This window comes from Pseudomonas sp. SDO5215_S409 (assembly GCF_054071325.1).
In genome coordinates this window covers 48,900-67,078 of record NZ_JBSVWN010000020.1, presented here as the reverse complement: position 1 = coordinate 67,078, position 18,179 = coordinate 48,900, and the positions used below count along the sequence as shown (strand labels likewise).

At 63.7% G+C, this 18,179-nt stretch carries 14 protein-coding genes and 1 pseudogene; 9 read left to right on the top strand and 6 right to left on the bottom strand.

Annotated elements, in window-relative coordinates; all coding sequences use genetic code 11:
* Positions 1-27 precede the first annotated feature (27 nt).
* The 4 genes from ACW9H9_RS12880 to ACW9H9_RS12865 are packed head-to-tail and all read left to right on the top strand — an operon-like array spanning position 28 to position 4,143.
* Positions 28-1,377 (top strand): GntT/GntP/DsdX family permease, encoded by a 1,350-nt coding sequence (locus ACW9H9_RS12880; protein WP_457343579.1) that lies wholly within the window; start codon positions 28-30, stop codon positions 1,375-1,377.
* An 11-nt stretch (positions 1,378-1,388) separates the two neighbouring features.
* Positions 1,389-2,249 (top strand): MurR/RpiR family transcriptional regulator, encoded by an 861-nt coding sequence (locus ACW9H9_RS12875; RefSeq protein ID WP_457343578.1) that lies wholly within the window; start codon positions 1,389-1,391, stop codon positions 2,247-2,249.
* Between the two features lies 1 nt (position 2,250).
* Complete coding sequence (locus ACW9H9_RS12870; protein WP_457343577.1) at positions 2,251-3,714, top strand: N-acyl-D-amino-acid deacylase family protein; 1,464 nt, start codon at positions 2,251-2,253, stop codon at positions 3,712-3,714.
* Positions 3,715-3,774: 60 nt separating this feature from the next.
* The gene (locus ACW9H9_RS12865; protein WP_457343576.1) at positions 3,775-4,143 is read left to right on the top strand and encodes a glyoxalase superfamily protein; all 369 of its coding nucleotides are present in this window, start codon (positions 3,775-3,777) and stop codon (positions 4,141-4,143) included.
* A 56-nt stretch (positions 4,144-4,199) separates the two neighbouring features.
* Here ACW9H9_RS12865 and ACW9H9_RS12860 read toward each other — a convergent pair whose 3' ends face one another.
* From ACW9H9_RS12860 to ACW9H9_RS12850, 3 genes and pseudogenes are all read right to left on the bottom strand, one after another.
* Positions 4,200-4,904: a methyl-accepting chemotaxis protein gene (locus ACW9H9_RS12860; RefSeq protein ID WP_457343601.1), complete on the bottom strand. Its 705-nt coding sequence runs from the start codon at positions 4,902-4,904 to the stop codon at positions 4,200-4,202.
* A gap of 198 nt (positions 4,905-5,102) precedes the next feature.
* Positions 5,103-5,984, bottom strand: a pseudogene (locus ACW9H9_RS12855) (methyl-accepting chemotaxis protein); the annotation flags it as partial.
* Positions 5,985-6,284: 300 nt separating this feature from the next.
* On the bottom strand, positions 6,285-11,897 hold the full coding sequence (locus ACW9H9_RS12850) for a dermonecrotic toxin domain-containing protein (protein ID WP_457343575.1): 5,613 nt from the start codon (positions 11,895-11,897) through the stop codon (positions 6,285-6,287).
* Positions 11,898-12,107: 210 nt separating this feature from the next.
* Between ACW9H9_RS12850 and ACW9H9_RS12845 the strand changes: the two genes are divergently transcribed.
* Complete coding sequence (locus tag ACW9H9_RS12845; protein WP_457343574.1) at positions 12,108-12,725, top strand: FKBP-type peptidyl-prolyl cis-trans isomerase; 618 nt, start codon at positions 12,108-12,110, stop codon at positions 12,723-12,725.
* Between the two features lie 131 nt (positions 12,726-12,856).
* Here ACW9H9_RS12845 and ACW9H9_RS12840 read toward each other — a convergent pair whose 3' ends face one another.
* The 3 genes from ACW9H9_RS12840 to ACW9H9_RS12830 form a co-directional block, all read right to left on the bottom strand.
* A complete protein-coding gene (locus ACW9H9_RS12840; protein WP_457343573.1) occupies positions 12,857-13,114 on the bottom strand; it encodes a PA4570 family protein in 258 nt (85 codons plus the stop codon).
* A 139-nt stretch (positions 13,115-13,253) separates the two neighbouring features.
* Positions 13,254-13,595, bottom strand: a complete 342-nt coding sequence (locus ACW9H9_RS12835; RefSeq protein WP_457343572.1) for a zinc ribbon domain-containing protein YjdM — start codon at positions 13,593-13,595, stop codon at positions 13,254-13,256.
* A gap of 102 nt (positions 13,596-13,697) precedes the next feature.
* Positions 13,698-14,666 carry a polyprenyl synthetase family protein gene (locus ACW9H9_RS12830; RefSeq protein ID WP_457343571.1) on the bottom strand — a complete coding sequence of 323 codons (969 nt, stop codon included), beginning with the start codon at positions 14,664-14,666 and terminating at the stop codon, positions 13,698-13,700.
* Positions 14,667-14,905: 239 nt separating this feature from the next.
* On the opposite strand from ACW9H9_RS12830, the gene rplU reads away from it, so the two are divergent.
* The 4 genes from rplU (at position 14,906) to proB (ending at position 18,171) form a co-directional block, all read left to right on the top strand.
* A complete protein-coding gene (gene rplU / locus ACW9H9_RS12825; protein WP_007950961.1) occupies positions 14,906-15,220 on the top strand; it encodes a 50S ribosomal protein L21 in 315 nt (104 codons plus the stop codon).
* A 34-nt stretch (positions 15,221-15,254) separates the two neighbouring features.
* Positions 15,255-15,512, top strand: coding sequence for a 50S ribosomal protein L27 (rpmA, locus tag ACW9H9_RS12820; protein WP_457343570.1), 258 nt, complete (start codon positions 15,255-15,257; stop codon positions 15,510-15,512).
* Between the two features lie 193 nt (positions 15,513-15,705).
* On the top strand, positions 15,706-16,929 hold the full coding sequence (gene cgtA / locus ACW9H9_RS12815; protein ID WP_457343569.1) for an Obg family GTPase CgtA: 1,224 nt from the start codon (positions 15,706-15,708) through the stop codon (positions 16,927-16,929).
* Positions 16,930-17,052: 123 nt separating this feature from the next.
* The gene (proB, locus tag ACW9H9_RS12810) at positions 17,053-18,171 is read left to right on the top strand and encodes a glutamate 5-kinase (RefSeq protein WP_457343568.1); all 1,119 of its coding nucleotides are present in this window, start codon (positions 17,053-17,055) and stop codon (positions 18,169-18,171) included.
* Positions 18,172-18,179: the final 8 nt, after the last annotated feature.

The window sequence follows — 18,179 nt, the reverse complement described above, 5'->3', positions numbered from 1 at the left end:
GACGTGACCCTTTTTGAGGAGTACCGCATGGCAACATCACCGGGGTTCTGGCTGTTGGCGTACGCCGCCATCGCCATCATTGCATTGATCGTGCTGATCGCACGTTACCGGCTCAACCCGTTCATCGTCATCACCCTGGTGTCCATTGGCCTTGCGCTGATGGCCGGGATGCCCGCGGACACCATCATGGGGTCCTACGAGGCGGGCGTGGGCAAGACCCTGGGGCACATTGCCCTGGTGGTGGCGCTGGGCACCATGCTGGGCAAGATGATGGCCGAGTCGGGCGGCGCCGAGCAGGTGGCGCGTACCTTGATTGCCCGTTTTGGCGAGCGCAACGCGCACTGGGCGATGGTGTGCATTGCGTTCCTGGTGGGGTTGCCGCTGTTTTTCGAGGTCGGGTTTGTATTGCTGGTGCCCATCGCGTTTACCGTGGCCCGGCGGGTGGGGGTGTCGATCCTGATGGTCGGCCTGCCCATGGTCGCCGGGTTGTCGGTGGTGCATGCGCTGGTGCCGCCGCACCCGGCGGCGATGATGGCGGTGCTGGCGTATAACGCCTCGGTGGGGCAGACCGTGCTGTACGCGATTCTGATCGGTATCCCCACCGCCATCATCGCCGGCCCGGTGTACGCCAAGTTCATCGTGCCGCACATTCACCTGCCAGCCGAAAACCCGCTGGAGCGCCAGTTCATCGACCGTGAACCGCGCACCCGCCTGCCCAGCTTCGCGTTGACCATGGGCACCATTCTGTTACCGGTGGTGCTGATGATGATCGGCGGCTGGGCCAACCTGATCGCCACGCCCGGCACGGCGTTCAACCAGTTCCTGCTGTTTATCGGCAACTCGGTGATCGCCCTATTGCTGGCCACGCTGGTGAGCTTCTGGACGCTGGGCCTGGCGCAAGGGTTTAACCGCGAGTCGATCCTCAAGTTCACCAACGAATGCCTGGCGCCGACCGCCAGCATCACCTTGCTGGTGGGCGCAGGTGGCGGCCTCAACCGCATTCTGGTGGACGCCGGGGTGACCAACGAGATCCTGAGCCTGGCCCATGCTTTTCACCTGTCGCCCTTGGTGATGGGCTGGTTGTTCGCCGCGCTGATGCGCATCGCCACCGGCTCCGCCACCGTGGCAATGACCACTGCCTCGGGGGTGGTGGCGCCCGTGGCCATGGGCCTGGGTTATCCACACCCGGAATTGCTGGTGCTGGCCACTGGGGCGGGTTCGGTGATCTTTTCCCACGTCAATGACGGCGGCTTCTGGCTGATCAAGGAATACTTCAATATGACGGTGATCCAGACCTTCAAGACCTGGACCGTACTGGAGACGTTGATTTCTCTGGTGGCGTTCGGTCTGACCTACGGTCTGTCCTGCCTTTTGTAACCGGAGTGTTCATGGACATCCTCTACCAGATCCGCGCCCGCCAGGGCTCGTTCAGCGCCGGCGAAGGGCGTATCGCCAAGCTGATGCTCGACGACGTGGGCTTTGCCGCGTCGGCCAGCCTGGAGGCGTTGTCCCAGCGGGCCGAAGTGAGCACCGCCACCCTGTCGCGGTTCGCCCGCAGCGTGGGTTGCCGCGACCTGCGCGACCTGCGCCTGCAACTGGCGCAGGCCAGCGGCGTGGGCAGCCGGTTTCTCGACCCGGGCGGGTTGCCTGAACAGTCGGCGTTTCACCGGCAGATCCTGGGCGACATCGAGACGACCTTGCGCCAGCACCTGTCGGGCTTTGATCAGCGCTGTTTTGCCGACGCGGTCAAGCTGCTGGGCCAGGCCCGCATGATCCACGCGTTCGGTATGGGCGGTCCGTCGAGCCTGTGCAGTGACGAGTTGCAGGTGCGCCTGGTGCGCCTGGGCTACCCGATTGCGGCCTGTCACGACCCGGTGATGATGCGCGTCACGGCGGCCACCCTGGGCCCGGAGCAGGCGCTGATCGTGTGCTCGCTCACCGGCATCACCCCCGAATTGCTTGACGCCGTGGCCCTGGCTCGCGGCTACGACGCCCGCGTCATCGCCATCACCCTGGCCGACTCGCCACTGGCGCAGCTGGCAGACGTGGTGCTGGCGCTGCAACCGGCCGAAACCAGTTTTATCTACAAGCCAACGGCGGCGCGGTACGGAATGCTGCTGGCCATCGACCTGCTCGCCACCGAACTGGCCCTGGCCAGCCCGGACGACAACCAGGAGCGCCTGCGAAGGATCAAGCTGGCCCTGGACGATTATCGCGGCGGCGCCGATGCCCTGCCGCTGGGAGACTGACATGACGTTCCACACGCTGATCCGCAACGCCCTGGTCATCGACGGCAGCAACACACCCGGCTACCTCGCCGATGTGGGGGTGAGCGAGGGGCGTATCGAGAAGATCGGCGACTTGTCCACAGCCCGCGCCGAGCACCTGATCGACGCGGCCGGGCGGGTGCTGGCGCCGGGGTTTATCGATGTGCACACCCACGACGACACGGTAGTGATCCGTTATCCACAGATGCTGCCCAAGCTCAGCCAGGGCGTGACCACGGTGATCGTCGGCAACTGCGGCATCAGCGCCTCGCCGGTCAACCTGCGCGGCAACCCGCCGGACCCGATGAACCTGCTGGGCACTGCCGAAGCCTTCGCCTACCCCCGTTTTTGCGATTACCGCGCCGCCGTGGACGACGCCCGGCCTGCGGTGAACGTGGCGGCGCTGATCGGCCACACGGCGCTGCGCAGTAACCACATGGAAGACCTGCACCGCACCGCCACTGCGTGCGAGATCACCGCGATGCGCGAGCAATTGCGTGAAAGCCTGGAACACGGCGCCCTCGGCTTATCCACAGGCCTGGCATACGCCAGCGCATTCAGCGCCGAAACCGATGAAGTGCTGCAACTGAGCGAAGAACTCACGGCGTTTGGCGCGGTGTACACCACTCATTTGCGCAGCGAATTCGAGCCGGTGCTGCACGCCATGGACGAGGCATTCCAGATCGGCCGACACGCCCGCGTGCCGGTCATCATTTCGCACCTCAAATGCGCCGGGGCCGGTAACTGGGGGCGCAGCCCGCACTTGCTCGCGTCCCTGGAGCAGGCGGCGAAGAGCCATCCGGTGGGCTGCGATTGCTACCCGTACGCAGCCAGTTCTTCCACGCTGGACCTCAAGCAAGTCACCGACGCCTTTCGCATCACCATCACCTGGTCCACGCCGCACCCGCAAATGGGCGGGCGCGATTTGCAGGACATCGCCGCCGAGTGGGACGTTTCGCTGATGGACGCGGCCCGTCGCCTGCAACCGGCGGGGGCGGTGTATTACGGCATGGACGAAGCGGACGTGCGGCGCATCCTGGCGCACCCGCTGTCGATGGTGGGGTCGGACGGGCTGCCCGAAGACCCGTTCCCCCACCCGCGTTTGTGGGGCGCATTTCCCCGGGTGCTGGGGCATTTCAGCCGTGACGTCGGGCTGTTCCCGCTGCACACCGCCGTGCACAAGATGACCGGCTTGTCGGCGGCGCGTTTCGGGCTGGCCGGGCGTGGCGAGATCCGCGAAGGGCATTGGGCGGACCTGGTGTTGTTCGACCCTGCGCGGGTGCGTGATGTCGCCGACTTCAAGGACCCCCAACGCGCGGCCGAAGGGATTGACGCGGTGTGGGTCAACGGCGTGCTGAGCTACCGTGACGGGCAGGCGAACGGTGAGCGGCCGGGGCGGTTTCTGGCGCGCAACGGGGATTTGCGCAAGGGGTTTGGCGGGGTGTGAGGGCTGTCATTTATCCACAGGTGGCCCTTATCATGGCCACCTTCAGACAAGGAGTCCGCCATGCAGCTAGGTCACGTCACGCCCATCCTGCGCAGCTTCAATGAAGCCAAGACCCTGGAGTTCTACGTGGACTTCCTCGGCTTCAAGGTCGATTGGCAACACCGCTTCGAGGCCAACTTTCCGCTGTACCTGCAACTGTCCCTGGGCGAGTGCGTGTTGCACGTGTCCGAGCATCACGGCGACGGTTCGCCCGGCGCCGCGGTGCGTATCCAGGCGGTCGGGCTGGCCGATTACCAGCAACGACTGCTCGCCAAGGACTACCGCTACGCCAAGCCCGGGCTTGAAGAAACGGCCTGGGGCACGCGGGAAATGAGCCTCAGCGATCCGTCGGGAAACCGCTTGGTGTTTGTCGAGGACCTGGCGGGCTAAGGCGTTTTCAGGGGCGCTAAAAAACCGCCAGGATCAGGCGGTTTTTTAGCCGCGTTTTACACCCGAAAGTGGCTGACCATCTGTTGCAACTGGCCGCCCAGGCGCGCCAGTTCCACGCTCGACCTGGCGGTTTCGTGGCTGGCGGTGGCGGTCTGTTCCGACACGTCGCGCACGTTGACGATGCTGCGGCTGATTTCTTCGGCCACCGCACTTTGCTGGTCGGCCGCGGCGGCGATCTGCTGGTTCATCGACTGGATATTGGACACCGTGCGGGTGATGTTTTCCAGGGACACCCCAGCCTTGCGCGTAAGCTCCACGCTGCTGTCGGTGAGGCTGCGGCTGTTGTTCATCACCTGGGCCACCTGCTGGGTGCCGCTCTGCAAGCCGGCCACCAGTTCTTCGATTTCCTCGGTGGACTTCTGAGTGCGCTGGGCCAAACCGCGCACTTCGTCGGCGACCACCGCGAACCCGCGTCCGGCTTCACCGGCGCGTGCCGCTTCGATGGCCGCGTTGAGCGCAAGCAGGTTGGTCTGCTCGGCCACGGCCTTGATCACGTCCATCACGCTGCCGATCTTGTGGCTCTCTTGTTGCAGGTGCGCCATGGCGTCGGTGGAGCGGGCCACTTCGTTTGCCAGGCGTTCGATCTGGGCGATGGCTTCGGCCACCACCTTGTCACCGGCGCGGGCTTCGCCGTCGGCGGCAGCGGCGGCCTGGGAGGCTTGTTCGGCATTGCGCGCCACTTCCTGCACGGTGGCGGTCATCTCGTGCATGGCGGTGGCCACCTGGTCGGTTTCGACTTTCTGGCTGTTGACCCCGGCGCTGGTCTGTTCGGTGACGGCCGAGAGTTCTTCTGCCGCGCTGGCGATCTGGGTGACGCCGTCGCGAATGCCGCTGATCAGGTCACGCAGGGTGGCGCCCATGCGCTGGATGCCTTGTTGCAACACGCCCAGTTCATCGCGGCGGGTCACTTGCAGGTTATGGCTCAAATCGCCGGAGGCGATGCGTTCCACCACGGCCAGGGTTTGTTGCAGCGGGCGGGTGATCTGGCGGGTGATGACCAGGGCGGCCATGATGCCCACCAGCAGGGCCAGCGCAGTGCTGATCAATTGCAGGGTGCGTGCCTGGGCGCTTTCGAGGTCGCGGCGTTGCAGTTGCAGGTCGTACAGGGCTTCGCTGCGCGAGACGATGTCGGTGCCTTGGACCGTCAACTCCTGACGGGCCTGCGCGATGTTGGCGTTGGCGGTTTTGTAGGCCTGCACCGCGCTGCGGTAGGCGCCAAAACTGCTTTGCAAGGAGGCCACTGCACTTTGCTGGCTGGCGCCCAGGACCTGGCCCAGCGTATTCAGGCTCTGGATGGCGGCTTCGATCTGCTTGAAAGCACGCGTTTCGGTATCGGCGTTGACGTTGCCGGTGTAGCCGCGCACGTCATAGCGGGCCAGTTGCAGTTGTTCCCTGGCGTGGCTGACGGCGTCGAACTGCGCGAAGCGTTCGGGGCCGTCGGGCATGTCGCGCACACTTTTGTCCAGGGCATCAATCACCTGCGCGGCCGCGTGGGCGCGGTCGGTCATGGTCTGGCGGGCGGCGTTGCCGGTGCGGTAGGCCTCGCGCATTTTGTTCAGTGACAGTTGGTAGGCCCCGATGATCGCCTTCTGCTCGTTGAGCAACTTGAGGTTTTCCGGGCTCTTGAGGGTGTCCAGCAGCTTTTGTTGCTGTGCGGCAAACGCGTCGAGGTTGGTCTGTACGTTTTGCGCGGTGGTTTCGTCGCCGTTGGCCAGCATGTATTGCAGGCGGGCCACGCGCAGCTTGGTCAGGGACGCATTGAGCTGGGTGATGTCACTCATCCAGTTACTGCGGTCGATGAGGCTGCCCAGGCTGGTCCAGCCGGTGAGGGCCAGAAGGGAGGTGAGGACCAAGACCAGGCCGAAACCCAAGCCCAGTTTGAGGTTGACGCTGATGTTACCGAACCAGCTATTCATCGAAAGCTCCGCAAAAATGATGGGTGTGCTGGGTGGTGTTGTTCTTGAAGCCAGCTGAAAAGGTGCAGGGTTATATCGGCGGCAACCCTGGAAGCTGAAATACCTTTTGTCAGACAGGATCCAATGCTGCCCCGCCCGCGGTGCGGGCAGGGTAGCGGTGGACGGTTACAGGACCGGTGTCAGGTGGATCTGGACCCTGAGCGCCTCGAGCAGCTGGGACTGAAACATGAAACGCTTGTCGCGGATCTTCTCCCAGCGGTCGATGAAGAACTGGCCCTGGTCATCGACTTGAATCGGCGTGACCACGATCTCTCCGCTGTTGGACCGGTGCACCAGGTTCGTCTCGGCCGAAGACGGGCGTTCGATCAAGAAGAACCCTTTGGTGGTCAACCGCGCGCGGCTTGGCGAGGTTGGAGGCGGGATCGCCCGTCGACCGCTCACGCCTACTTCAAGGACAAAGTCGCTGCGCAGGGCCGGGTGATTGAATTCATCGACTTCCCAGCCGCCCACCCTGAGCTTGCGGCCACTGGAGGCGGCTGCATCGCGCACATGCAGGCTGGCGGCGTCCTGTAGCTGCACAAGGCCGGGCACTCGCATGTTGAGGTCGGTGTGGCTGCTGCCCACAAAGGCCACCCATTTGTGCGGCCCGTAGGCGGCCTGGTCGGCCTTGATCACCTGATTGGCGAAGTAACTGAACAACGTGTTGCGCGGGGTATCGGCGCGTAGGCCCTTGACGTGATAGCTGGCCGTGCAGTCCAGCGCCCGGACCCGAATCCCGTACTTGTTGGCCGCCTTGACCACGTTGGTGTAGGTATTGGGCCCTTGATAATCGAACATCTGGCCACGGTCCTGGCGCTTGAGGTAGTCCTTGAGTTCGCCTGGCATGTTCAGCGTGTCATGGAAAAGATCCAGCTCGCGCTGATGCAGGTCGGTGAGCAGGTGCTCGATGTAGAGGGTTTTGACCCCTTGTTTTTTCAACAGCTTCATGTGGTTGATCAGGAACTGTTTGCTCGACTGCGCACTGTGCGCCTCGCCCACCACCAGCCCGGTTTTTTGCCGGTAAAGCCACTCGATGAACACCACCTCGTCGCTGAGGGTGGTCAGTGCGTGCAGTGGCGGGCGCGGAGTGGCCGTGTAGGTGTTAAAAAATGCGGCGGCGCGCTCTTGTAAGCGCTGACGAATACGCACGAACTCGATAAACGCGTTATTGCGCGGGTCGCCGTACCGCAGTGAATAGCGGGTGTCCAGGCCTCGGTGCGAGTACGTCAGTTGCCGGGCATGGCTGCGCAAGGCGGCGGGCATGTCGAACTCGTCAAAGTGAGCCGCTGCCGCCACCGGGGCGGTGCCGGGTTGGGGGCGGGCCTGGGAGCGGGTGGCCATGGCGAGTGTGTAGTGCCCTCGCGACTGGCTGGCGGCGAGTGTGTCGGGCCAGATGCCCTGCGGTTGCTCGGGCGTCACATCTTCGACGCGCAACGCCTGGGCGTTTTGCAGGTCGGCCAGGCCAGGGATGCGTTCATAGGTGCCCACGCGGTCTTTTTCCACCAGCGCCATCCAGCCCGCATCCGTGTGCTTGGCCGCGTTGCGCTCGATCATTTTATGGGAGTAGAAGTTTCTCAAGCGGCTGTTGCGCGGGATAAAACGTTCGCCGTCGCTCAGCTCCAGCAGGTGTTCCATGTGGTAGGAGGCGGTGACATCCAACCCGTCGATGGCCACGTTGTGCCGGTGGGCCTGCAGTACCAGCTGGCGAAACGTGAACGGGGCGTCGGGCGCGTAGCCCAGCGCATGGTCGACGTTGGCAAAGTGTTTTTCGATGCGTTGCAAGGCCACGGTGAGGTTGCCTTCGGCCTCGCGGTTGATGATTTTCAAGGTTTTGGCAAACAGGTCGACGGGCAGGTTCTCCAGGTACAGGCGCTTGTAGCCCAGGTCGGCGAGGGTCTGCATGTTTTCGATCAACAATTGCTTGCTGGCGATGGAGGCATTTTGCGCGCCGACGATCAGTGGCTTGCCCTGGCCGCGCAGAGCGGTGAACACCTCGCCAGGCCGGGCATGTACGTCGATGTGCGGCAGCGGTGGCCGAACCGGCAGCGGTGGCGGGGCATTGAAAAACGCGGCGGCGTCCTGGGTCAGCTTCTCCACCTGGGCGGTGTACGCGTCGTGCAGGGGGCGCAATTGCCGTATGGCGTTGTCCTGGAAAACGTCTACGACGCCCACTTCCCAGTCTTGGGTCAGCTTTTGCTTGAAGGTCGGGTCGAGTACGGCGCGAAAATTCTTGCTGTGCGTGGCCGGTATTTCGTAGGCCGCCAGCGCGTCGTCGACCTCTTCTGTGAGCACCTGGTAACTGTCGCGCCCGCCACCGGCGAGCCCCGAGCGTACCCAGTGGCCTTGGGCGTTCTGGTTCACCAGGCGGCCTGTGGACAGCATTTGCCCGCTGGCCAAGTCTTGGCGGTAGAGCAAGTGCCTGCCCAGGGCATCCGGTGCCGGGGTTGTCCACAGCGTGCGGCCTTCGAATATCACCGGCTGCCAGGCGTGGGGCGGGGTGGCGTGCAGTTGAAGGAGCGGCGCGGTGTCGGCGGTGTTTTTCGCGCTTTTGAGCAGCGGGCGCACCGGCGACAAGGTATTGAACGGCCCGACGAGGGCCGGGCGCAGGTCAAACAACAGGGCGCCGCCCAGGTTCGCCAGGTAGCCGATGAAGTGTTGCAGGGCCGCGTTTTTGTCGCCCTGCTGGTAGGCGCTGAGCGCGAGCATGGCGTCCTTGAACGCCAGCAAGCCGCCCAGGCTCAGGCTCAGGATTGGGAAGGGAATGGTGGCGATCGCGGTGACCCATTCCACGCAGCTCCACACAATGGCGCTGATCATTTGCAGGCGATGGGTCGTGGTGGCGTGCACGTCGTCGATCTTGCGTTGCAGGGCCATGTTGTAGAACTCATGGCGCAAGTCGGTCAAGGGGCGGGTGAGGGGGGCGTAGCGGGCGGGGCTCGGCGCGCTGCGATCGAGGTGCTGCGGCAGGCCTTTTTGCACGTCGATCAAAAACTGTTTGACGCGCACCTGGGCCTGCACGCCGACCCGGTCGCTGAAGTAGGCCTGCAGGCCGTTGTCTTGCTTGACCAGGTAGTTGAACAGGCGGGCCTCGCGAAAGCCGATCCCGTCTGGCGCGTTAGGGGTGTAGAGCAGCACGGGATCATCGCCGTGCCGGAACAGGTAACAGCCGATCACCCAGTCGCCATCGATGGACAATCGGTGCACCGCATAGGTCGTGCGGGCCGCGCCCGAGGTGTCGGGCAGGCTGTCGATGGCGCGGTCCAGCCAGGCCAGGTCGGCGCTGGCGATATGGCCTTGCAGGCGCGCCTCCAGCGCCGCGCTCTTCATCTGCAAGCCAATGATTGCCAGGGTCGCGTCGCGCCGTGAGGTATAGCCCGGGCTGTCGGCGGCGAGCAGCCGTCGGCGGACTTCGTCGGTGTAGCGCTGGCCGATCCACACGCCGGTGACCGAGCGGGCGACCTTCTGTGGCGTCAGCGCACTCAGGTCGACACCCGGTGGGCCACGAAAGGTGGCGGAGGCGGAGAATTTCTCATCGAGAAAACCGATGCCGTCTTCGTAGCCGTCGCGGTACAGCTTCGTGTAGGACAGCGGCGCCGGGCCCTTGCCCAGCAACGGTTTGGCGGCGTAGGCAAAAACGCTGTCGGGGTCGATATCGGCGCTACGTCGGCCCAGCAGGGCGTTGAGGCTGAGCCGGGCCTGATCATGCAGGTAGGCGTCGAATGTCGGGAAACGCGCTTCGGCGTCCGGCCGGTCGTTGTAGCTGTGCAGGGCACCGGCGGCATGGTTGCTCAAGGTGGTCAGGCGCGTGCGGTCCGCCGACGACGCCGAGCGATACCAGAGCGGCGTGCCGTGTTCGTAGTCGTCCACCTGTTGCCCGTCGAGCAAATGCGAGGCCATCGCGTCGAGGCATTCGGTGTGGTTGCACGGTTTGCCGAAGGTCACGTCCAGGTGTTCGCCCGCGTCGGGCTTGAACCCCAGCGACTGCAGCAGGGTGGCCATGCTGGGACGAAAGCGCAGCGGGAGCTGTTCGAGCAAGTAATCGCTCATGGTGCGCCCCGCGTAGCGCTGGGGGTCGTCAGCCCAGCCGATGAGGTGGGTCTGGCATTCGCGCACGCTGGTGAAGGCGGTGAATGAGCGGCCGCGGGGCGATTGCGGGGTGCACAGGAGCAGGCGTTTGACTTGGCCCCCGGCGTCTTCCTCGCGCAGCAGCCAGAGGTCGCGCAATTGCGCGCCGTGCAGCGAAACGCTCTGGGCACACAGGTGGGGTTGCGGGTGTTCACGCAGGTGCTCGAACAACTGATGATCGGCTTCGCTCAGGTGCCCTTGCAGCCTGGCGATGAAGGCCAGCATCACCAGCCGTTGATCGAGCATGGCACGGGCGGCCTGGCGCGTGTCTGGCCAGGCTTTTTGCACCCGGGCAAAGTCCAGGCGCGGTTGCAGGTCGTGCAACAGCGTCAGCACGCTGGCCGGGGTAAGGGCGGCATGCGCAGGGCCTAGCGGCGCGGCGGCATAGGTGAGGCGGGTGTGTTGCAGGAACGTCGAACCGGGTTTTTCATCGTCGGTGTGCAGGCCGCGCAGGCTCAGTTCCACCAGGCTCTGGCGCTGCGCGTAGGTGCCCACATTGGGGGCTGAGCGTTGGGTGGTGACGGTCAGTTGGGCGGGGTCCAGGTCGTGGATGTCCAGGGTTTCGGCCAGCCGCTCCACCAGGTGCGCATGCGCCAGGGTGGCCGGTGTGGCGGCGGGGCCGAGCAGGTCGAGAAAGGCCTGGCGGGCGGCGTTGTAGTGCTGCACGTGCTGGTTCAGCGTGTGTTGATGCGCGGCCGAGGCGCTGCGATACCAGTCGGGCAGGCTGTGGTAGAGGTTCAGTTCCAGCAGGCGTTGGGCGCGCAGGTCCAGGCGCGGGGTGAGGTCGGGCAGCGAGTCGGCCAGGGCCTGGTCCAGGCGCTGGGTGCGCTGTTGTACATCGCCGCGCACGGCGTCTTCTACGTCCTGGCGACGTTTGTCGAGCACTGCATTCCAGGTGTGTTCAAACAGCGGTTCGGCGTCGATCGGTTGCAGTTCCAGCGGCCAGATCCCTGCCACATCCAGCGCCTGATAGCGCACGGGTAGGTGGCGGATAAATTCCCGGTGCCCGGCTGGCTGCGTCATGGCCGCGAGCAGGGCCTGGTCCAGTTCGGCCAGCGAGGCAAACGCCTCCAGCCCCCGGGAGGGGGTGAACAGCAAGACTGCGCCAACGTCTTCGCCGCCGGTAAGCTCGCTGATTATCGGGCTGGCCTTGCGCGTGAGTACGAACGCGCCGGCAAATTCCACCTGTTGTTCCTGATACGTGAAGGTCAGCGCATACAGCCCCGGGCGCAGGCCGGGGCCCAGGCGTGTGTCTTCGACCATTTGTTGATCCGAGGGCGCCAGCAGGCCGTCGGCGACGTTCAGGCGGGCCTCGTGCTCCACGGCGGTGCTGCCCGCGGTGAAGGCCATGAAGGTTTTGCGGCCCTGGCCGTCGATGCCGGTGATGTCGTCCAGGTGCTGCAAGGCGCTGTTCAAGTCGGGCTGTTGATACAGGGCGCGGGCCTTGGCGAGCCAGTCGGTGTTGGCCTGCTGGAGGGTGGCGTTGAGCGTTTCCAGCGCCAACAAGGGGGCGGGCAGCGCGACAGGGCGTGGGAGGCGCGTGCGCAGCGTTGGGTCGATCTCCAGCAAATGGTGTTCTATGGCCTTGAAAGGCGCGTGGTCTGGTGTGCTCATTGGCACAGCCCCCTGGTGATGAAGTGGATCACCAGCATGGCGCGAGGGTGGCAAACGGCGGCGGTAGATAGGTATGGGCGGGCGGCGGTGCGGGCTGATCACAGCCAGGTGTTCTGTGCTAGTCTGCTGGCCCTTTTAGTTCAGGCGGCTGGCGAACGGACGGCACCCGTGTCGGTTTTTCAGCGCAGCCCTACAGCGGAGCTTTTTTGCATGTCCGAAGTCAATTTGTCCACCGACGAAACCCGCGTCAGCTACGGTATTGGCCGTCAATTGGGCGACCAACTGCGCGACAACCCGCCACCGGGCGTAAGCCTGGACGCGATCCTGGCGGGCCTGACCGACGCGTTCGGCAACAAGCCAAGCCGTGTTGACCAAGAGCAAATGGCGGCGAGCTTCAAGGTGATCCGCGAAGTGATGCAAGCAGAAGCCGCAGCCAAGGCCGAAGCGGCCGCAGGCGCAGGCCTGGCCTTCCTGGCTGAAAACGCCAAGCGCGATGGCATCACCACCCTGGCATCGGGCCTGCAATTTGAAGTGCTGACCCAGGGCGAAGGCGCCAAGCCGACCCGTGAAGACCAGGTGCGTACCCACTACCACGGCACTCTGATCGACGGCACGGTGTTCGACAGCTCCTACGAGCGTGGCCAGCCAGCCGAATTCCCGGTGGGCGGCGTGATCGCCGGTTGGACCGAAGCGCTGCAACTGATGAATGCCGGCAGCAAATGGCGCCTGTACGTGCCGAGCGAGCTGGCTTACGGCGCTCAAGGCGTTGGCAGCATCCCGCCGCACAGCGTGCTGGTGTTTGACGTCGAGCTGCTCGACGTTCTGTAAGACCCGGTGGCACAAGCACAGGCTTTATGTGGGGCAGCATCACCTCGGTAGCAGGGTTGGCCGGGGTGTTTGCGTCGCGGGCGAGCCCGGCGACTGCATAAAGCCTGTGTGCCCAGGGTTCAGGCGGTGGTTCATGGGTGGAACTTGCCCTGCAGGTCCGGCACCGGGCGCAACGCTCGTGCATAGCAAAACAGAAACAGGTTTCGCACCACTTCCTTCAGCACCCCAGGCTCGCTGGAACTCAAGCCATTGACGTCCAGGTCGCCCTGGTCTTGCAGTTCATGCAGCGCTTCTTCTTCCAGTACCGCACACACCTCGCCGGTTTCGCGATGCAGGATGCGCAGGTAAGGGTGCGGGCGGTCCAGCCAGGCATCAATCAAATAAGTCATGGGTCGCATCTCCTTGATGGGTTTCAATGAGAATAATTCTTATTCGCTGAATAGCAAGTGCCTATTGGCGGATTTGTGATTTTTCTGCGGGGAGGGGCGGGTGCCATCCCGTGTCGGGCACGAGATGGCGGCGGGCGGGTCAGACCTTGCGCACGAACTCGGACTTGAGTTTCATCGGGCCGATGCCGTCGATCTTGCAGTCGATGTCGTGGTCGCCATCGCACAGGCGGATGTTCTTGACCTTGGTGCCGACCTTGACCACCAGCGAGGTGCCCTTGACCTTGAGGTCTTTGATCACGGTGATGGTGTCGCCGTCTTGCAGCACGTTGCCCACGGCGTCTTTCTTCACGGTTTCATCGCCCGTGGCCTGGGCTTCGCCGGTGGCGGACCACTCGTGGGCGCATTCCGGGCAGACCAGCTGGGCGCCGTCTTCGTAGGTGTATTCAGAGTTGCATTGGGGGCAGGGTGGCAGCGTGCTCACTAAGGCTCCTAGTGGGTCAGGATGGCTAAAGGGCGCACATTGTATAGGGTTTTAGGCGGGAGAGGGGGATGCGGGCCAGCGTGCTGGCCCGGCAGGCGGTCATCAGTGGGTGCGGGCGACCGCAAATTCGCTCAGTTCAACCAGCGCGTCGCGGTATTCGCTGGCGGGCAGGGCTTCCAGGCACTGGATGGCGCGGGCCACGTAATCGCGGGCCAGTTGGGCGGTGTAGTTGAGCGAGCCCGAGGCTTCCACGGCTTCGCGGATGCTTTCCAGGTCTTCGATGCCGCCTTTCTGGATGGCCTTGCGCACCAGGGCGGCCTGTTCCGGCGTGCCTTCGCGCATGGTGTAGATCAGCGGCAGGGTCGGCTTGCCTTCGGCCAGGTCGTCACCCACGTTCTTGCCCAGGGTCTGGGCGTCGCCGCGGTAGTCGAGCAGGTCGTCCACCAGTTGGAAGGCCACGCCCAGGTGGTCGCCAAAGGTGCGCAGCGCCTGGGCCTGCTCGTCGGTGGCGCCACACAGGGCGGCGGCGCTGTGGGTCGAGGCCTCGAAGAGCATCGCGGTCTTGCCGCGAATCACTTCCATATAGGTTTCTTCGGTGGTGCTGGCGTCGCGCACCTTTGACAGCTGCAACACTTCGCCTTCGGCAATGATGCGGGTGGCTTGTGAAAGAATCTTCATCACCGGCATCGAGCCCAGTTCGACCATCATTTCGAACGAGCGCGAGTACAGGAAGTCGCCCACCAGCACGCTTGGCGCGTTGCCCCACATGGCGTTGGCGGTTTCGCGGCCACGGCGCATGCCGGACATGTCGACCACGTCGTCATGCAGCAGGGTGGCGGTGTGCAGGAACTCGATGGTGGCGGCCAGCAGGCGCAGGTTGTCGCCTTCCTGGCCCAGGGCCTTGCCGCACAGCAGCACTAATAAAGGACGCAGTCGCTTACCGCCTGCCGAGGTGATGTAGTCGCCAATTTTGGAGACCAGCGGCACTTTGGAAGTCAGCTGCTTCTTGATGATGCCGTCAACGGCGCTAAAATCGTCCGCGACCGCGCGGTAGAAGGCTTGGGGTTGCATCAGCGACAGTCGCTCCAGAAGGGTTGCGCGGCATGCTAGGACCCTCACCCCCGGGTGTCAAGGCGCGATAGACGGCCCCTTGCAACGCATCCAAGGCTTGCGTACAATCGCGCACCCTGAACTTCCTGGGCAGCACCTGCCTTACGCAATTGCATTCGGGACGTCCATCCCATGCAGCCATGCCAGCCAATACCTTTTCTTATAAAGCGCTGGGTGAGCAGGATTATCGGAGAAATACCATGTCGTACGCAGTAATCGTTACTGGTGGCAAGCAATACAAGGTCGCCCCGGGTGAATACCTGAAGATCGAAAAACTGGAAGTCGCTACCGGCGAATCCGTTACCTTTGATCGCGTTCTGTTGGTCGCCAATGGCGATGACGTGAACATCGGCGCTCCAGTTGTTGCTGGCGCCACTGTTGTGGCTGAAGTGATCTCCCAAGGTCGTCACGATAAAGTCCGCATCATCAAGTTCCGTCGTCGTAAGCACCACATGAAGCGTATGGGCCACCGCCAGTGGTACACCGAGATCAAAATCACCGGTATTCAGGCTTAATTTCAGCCTAATTCCTCACTAGGAGAATTGACTCATGGCACACAAAAAAGCTGGTGGTAGTACCCGTAACGGTCGCGACTCAGAAGCCAAACGCCTTGGCGTGAAGATGTACGGCGGCCAGAAAATCATCGCGGGCAACATCATCGTGCGTCAGCGCGGTACCCAATTCCACGCTGGCTACGGCGTTGGCATGGGTAAAGATCACACCCTCTTCGCGAAAATCGAAGGCGTGATCAAGTTTGAAGTAAAAGGCGCGTTCAACCGCCGTTACGTGAGCGTTGTCGCAGCTTAATTGCGAGATCGCTGGAAAAGCCCTGTCTTGCGACGGGGCTTTTTCGTTTATGGAGTGAGTCTCTTGCAAAGCTGTCTGTAATGAGCTCAAGCGCTGTACGTGCGGTCGTTGATTGAGGTCGCTGCGCTCATTTTTGCAAGAGTCTTATGTCTTGGTTTCTTAAGCTCGTCCGTGCGGCGAGAGGCGTTTTGTTATGAAGTTCGTTGATGAAGTTTCCATCCGAGTAAAAGCTGGCGACGGCGGTAACGGTTGCATGAGTTTCCGTCGCGAAAAGTTCATCGAAAACGGTGGCCCCAACGGCGGTGACGGCGGTGACGGCGGTTCCATCTACATGATGGCCGACGAAAACCTCAACACCCTGGTGGACTACCGCTACACCCGTCACTTCGACGCCGAGCGCGGCTCCAACGGTGGCAGCACCGACTGCACCGGCAAGAAGGGCGAAGACCTGATCCTGCGCGTGCCGGTCGGCACCACAGTGATCGACTCCGCCACCCAGGAAGTCATCGGCGACCTGACCAAGGCTGGTCAGAAGCTGATGGTGGTACAGGGCGGCTGGCACGGCCTGGGCAACACCCGTTTCAAGTCCAGCACCAACCGTGCGCCACGCCAGACCACGCCGGGCAAGCCGGGCGAGCAGCGTGACCTGAAGCTGGAAATGAAAGTACTGGCCGACGTGGGCCTGCTGGGCTTGCCGAACGCGGGCAAAAGTACGTTTATCCGTTCGGTATCGGCCGCCAAGCCGAAAGTGGCCGACTACCCGTTCACCACCCTGGTGCCTAACCTGGGCGTGGTCAGCGTGGACCGCTGGAAAAGCTTTGTGATCGCCGACATTCCCGGCCTGATCGAAGGGGCTTCGGACGGCGCAGGCCTGGGGATTCGCTTCCTCAAGCACTTGGCCCGTACCCGTTTGCTGCTGCACCTGGTGGATATGGCGCCGCTGGACGACAGCAGTGCACCGGACGCGGCTGAAGTGATCGTCAACGAGCTGGCCAAGTTCAGCCCGTCGTTGGCCGAGCGTGACCGCTGGCTGGTGCTGAACAAGTGCGACCAGATCCTGGAAGAAGAGCACGAGGCCCGTGTCAAGGAAGTGGTGGAGCGCCTGGAGTGGACCGGCCCGGTCTACGTGATCTCGGCCATCGCCAAAGACGGCACCGAACGCCTGACCCGCGACATCATGCGCTACCTCGAAGACCGCGCCGACCGCCTGGCGGCCGACCCGGTGTTCAAGGCCGAGCTTGCCGACCTCGACCAGCGTATCGAAGACGAAGCCCGTGCCCAGTTGCAAGCGCTGGATGACCAGCGTGCCCTGCGTCGCAGCGGCGTGAAGTCGGTGCATGACATCGGCGACGACGATTGGGACGAAGAAGACGTGGATGATGAAGATGGCCCGGAAATCATTTACGTGCGCGACTGATTCGTTGCAGTAGACTTAAGCGCCGCTCACTCGAGCGGCGTTTTGGTATCTGGAAATCGGTAGTCACGAATAACGTTATGGGCGGCGCTGGGTCGCGCGGCCCTCACTCTAAGGTTGAAGATGATGCGGAGCAAAGTGACGGGTGCGCAGCGCTGGGTCGTAAAGATCGGCAGTGCGCTGCTGACGGGCGACGGCAAGGGGCTGGACCGTGCCGCCATGGGCGTGTGGGTCGAGCAGATGGTGGCCTTGCACGAGGCCGGTGTGGAGTTGGTGCTGGTATCGTCCGGGGCGGTTGCCGCCGGGATGAGCCGCCTGGGCTGGACCGCGCGACCCAGCGCGATGCACGAGCTGCAGGCGGCCGCTGCGATCGGCCAGATGGGGCTGGTGCAGGCCTGGGAGTCGAGCTTTGCCCAGCATGGCCGCCACACCGCGCAGATCCTGCTGACTCACGACGACCTGTCCGACCGCAAGCGCTACCTCAATGCCCGCAGCACGTTGCGCGCGCTGGTGGAACTCAAGGTGATCCCGGTGATCAACGAGAATGACACTGTGGTGACCGACGAAATCCGGTTTGGCGACAACGACACCCTGGCCGCGCTGGTGGCCAACCTGGTGGAAGCCGACTTGCTGGTGATCCTCACCGATCGCGACGGCATGTTCGACGCTGACCCGCGCAATAACCCCGATGCGCAACTGATTTACGAAGCCCGTGCCGATGACCCGGCGCTGGATGCGGTGGCCGGCAGCGTCGGCGGTGCGCTGGGGCGTGGCGGCATGCAGACCAAACTGCGTGCGGCCCGGCTGGCGGCCCGCTCGGGGGCGCACACCATTATTGTCGGCGGGCGCCTTGAGCGTGTGCTGGACCGCCTCAAGGCCGGCGAGCGCCTGGGCACGTTGCTGTCGCCGGAGCGCGGCATGCTGGCGGCGCGCAAGCAGTGGCTGGCGGGGCATTTGCAGACCCGTGGCACGCTGGTGCTGGATGACGGTGCGGTGTCGGCGTTGTCCCAGGGCAACAAGAGTTTGCTGCCGGTGGGCGTAAAGCAGGTGCAGGGCGGCTTCCGTCGCGGCGAGATGGTGGTGTGCGTGGCGCCGGACGGTCGGGAAATCGCCCGCGGCCTGGCCAACTACAGCGCGCTGGAAGCGCAGAAAATCATCGGGCAATCGTCGGATGCGATTGTGGGACTGTTGGGCTACATGGCCGAACCTGAGCTGGTTCACCGCGATAACTTGATCCTGGTTTAAACGAAGGG

Coding starts and splice junctions, on each gene's coding strand:
- ACW9H9_RS12865 (WP_457343576.1), top strand. CDS start 3,775: ATGCAGCTAGGTCACGTCACGCCCATCCTGCGCAGCTTCAATGAAGCC.
- rplU (WP_007950961.1), top strand. CDS start 14,906: ATGTCGTACGCAGTAATCGTTACTGGTGGCAAGCAATACAAGGTCGCC.
- ACW9H9_RS12875 (WP_457343578.1), top strand. CDS start 1,389: ATGGACATCCTCTACCAGATCCGCGCCCGCCAGGGCTCGTTCAGCGCC.
- rpmA (WP_457343570.1), top strand. CDS start 15,255: ATGGCACACAAAAAAGCTGGTGGTAGTACCCGTAACGGTCGCGACTCA.
- ACW9H9_RS12880 (WP_457343579.1), top strand. CDS start 28: ATGGCAACATCACCGGGGTTCTGGCTGTTGGCGTACGCCGCCATCGCC.
- ACW9H9_RS12860 (WP_457343601.1), bottom strand. CDS start 4,904: ATGACCGCCACCGTGCAGGAAGTGGCGCGCAATGCCGAACAAGCCTCC.
- ACW9H9_RS12830 (WP_457343571.1), bottom strand. CDS start 14,666: ATGCAACCCCAAGCCTTCTACCGCGCGGTCGCGGACGATTTTAGCGCC.
- ACW9H9_RS12840 (WP_457343573.1), bottom strand. CDS start 13,114: ATGACTTATTTGATTGATGCCTGGCTGGACCGCCCGCACCCTTACCTG.
- ACW9H9_RS12850 (WP_457343575.1), bottom strand. CDS start 11,897: ATGAGCACACCAGACCACGCGCCTTTCAAGGCCATAGAACACCATTTG.
- ACW9H9_RS12870 (WP_457343577.1), top strand. CDS start 2,251: ATGACGTTCCACACGCTGATCCGCAACGCCCTGGTCATCGACGGCAGC.
- cgtA (WP_457343569.1), top strand. CDS start 15,706: ATGAAGTTCGTTGATGAAGTTTCCATCCGAGTAAAAGCTGGCGACGGC.
- ACW9H9_RS12845 (WP_457343574.1), top strand. CDS start 12,108: ATGTCCGAAGTCAATTTGTCCACCGACGAAACCCGCGTCAGCTACGGT.
- proB (WP_457343568.1), top strand. CDS start 17,053: ATGCGGAGCAAAGTGACGGGTGCGCAGCGCTGGGTCGTAAAGATCGGC.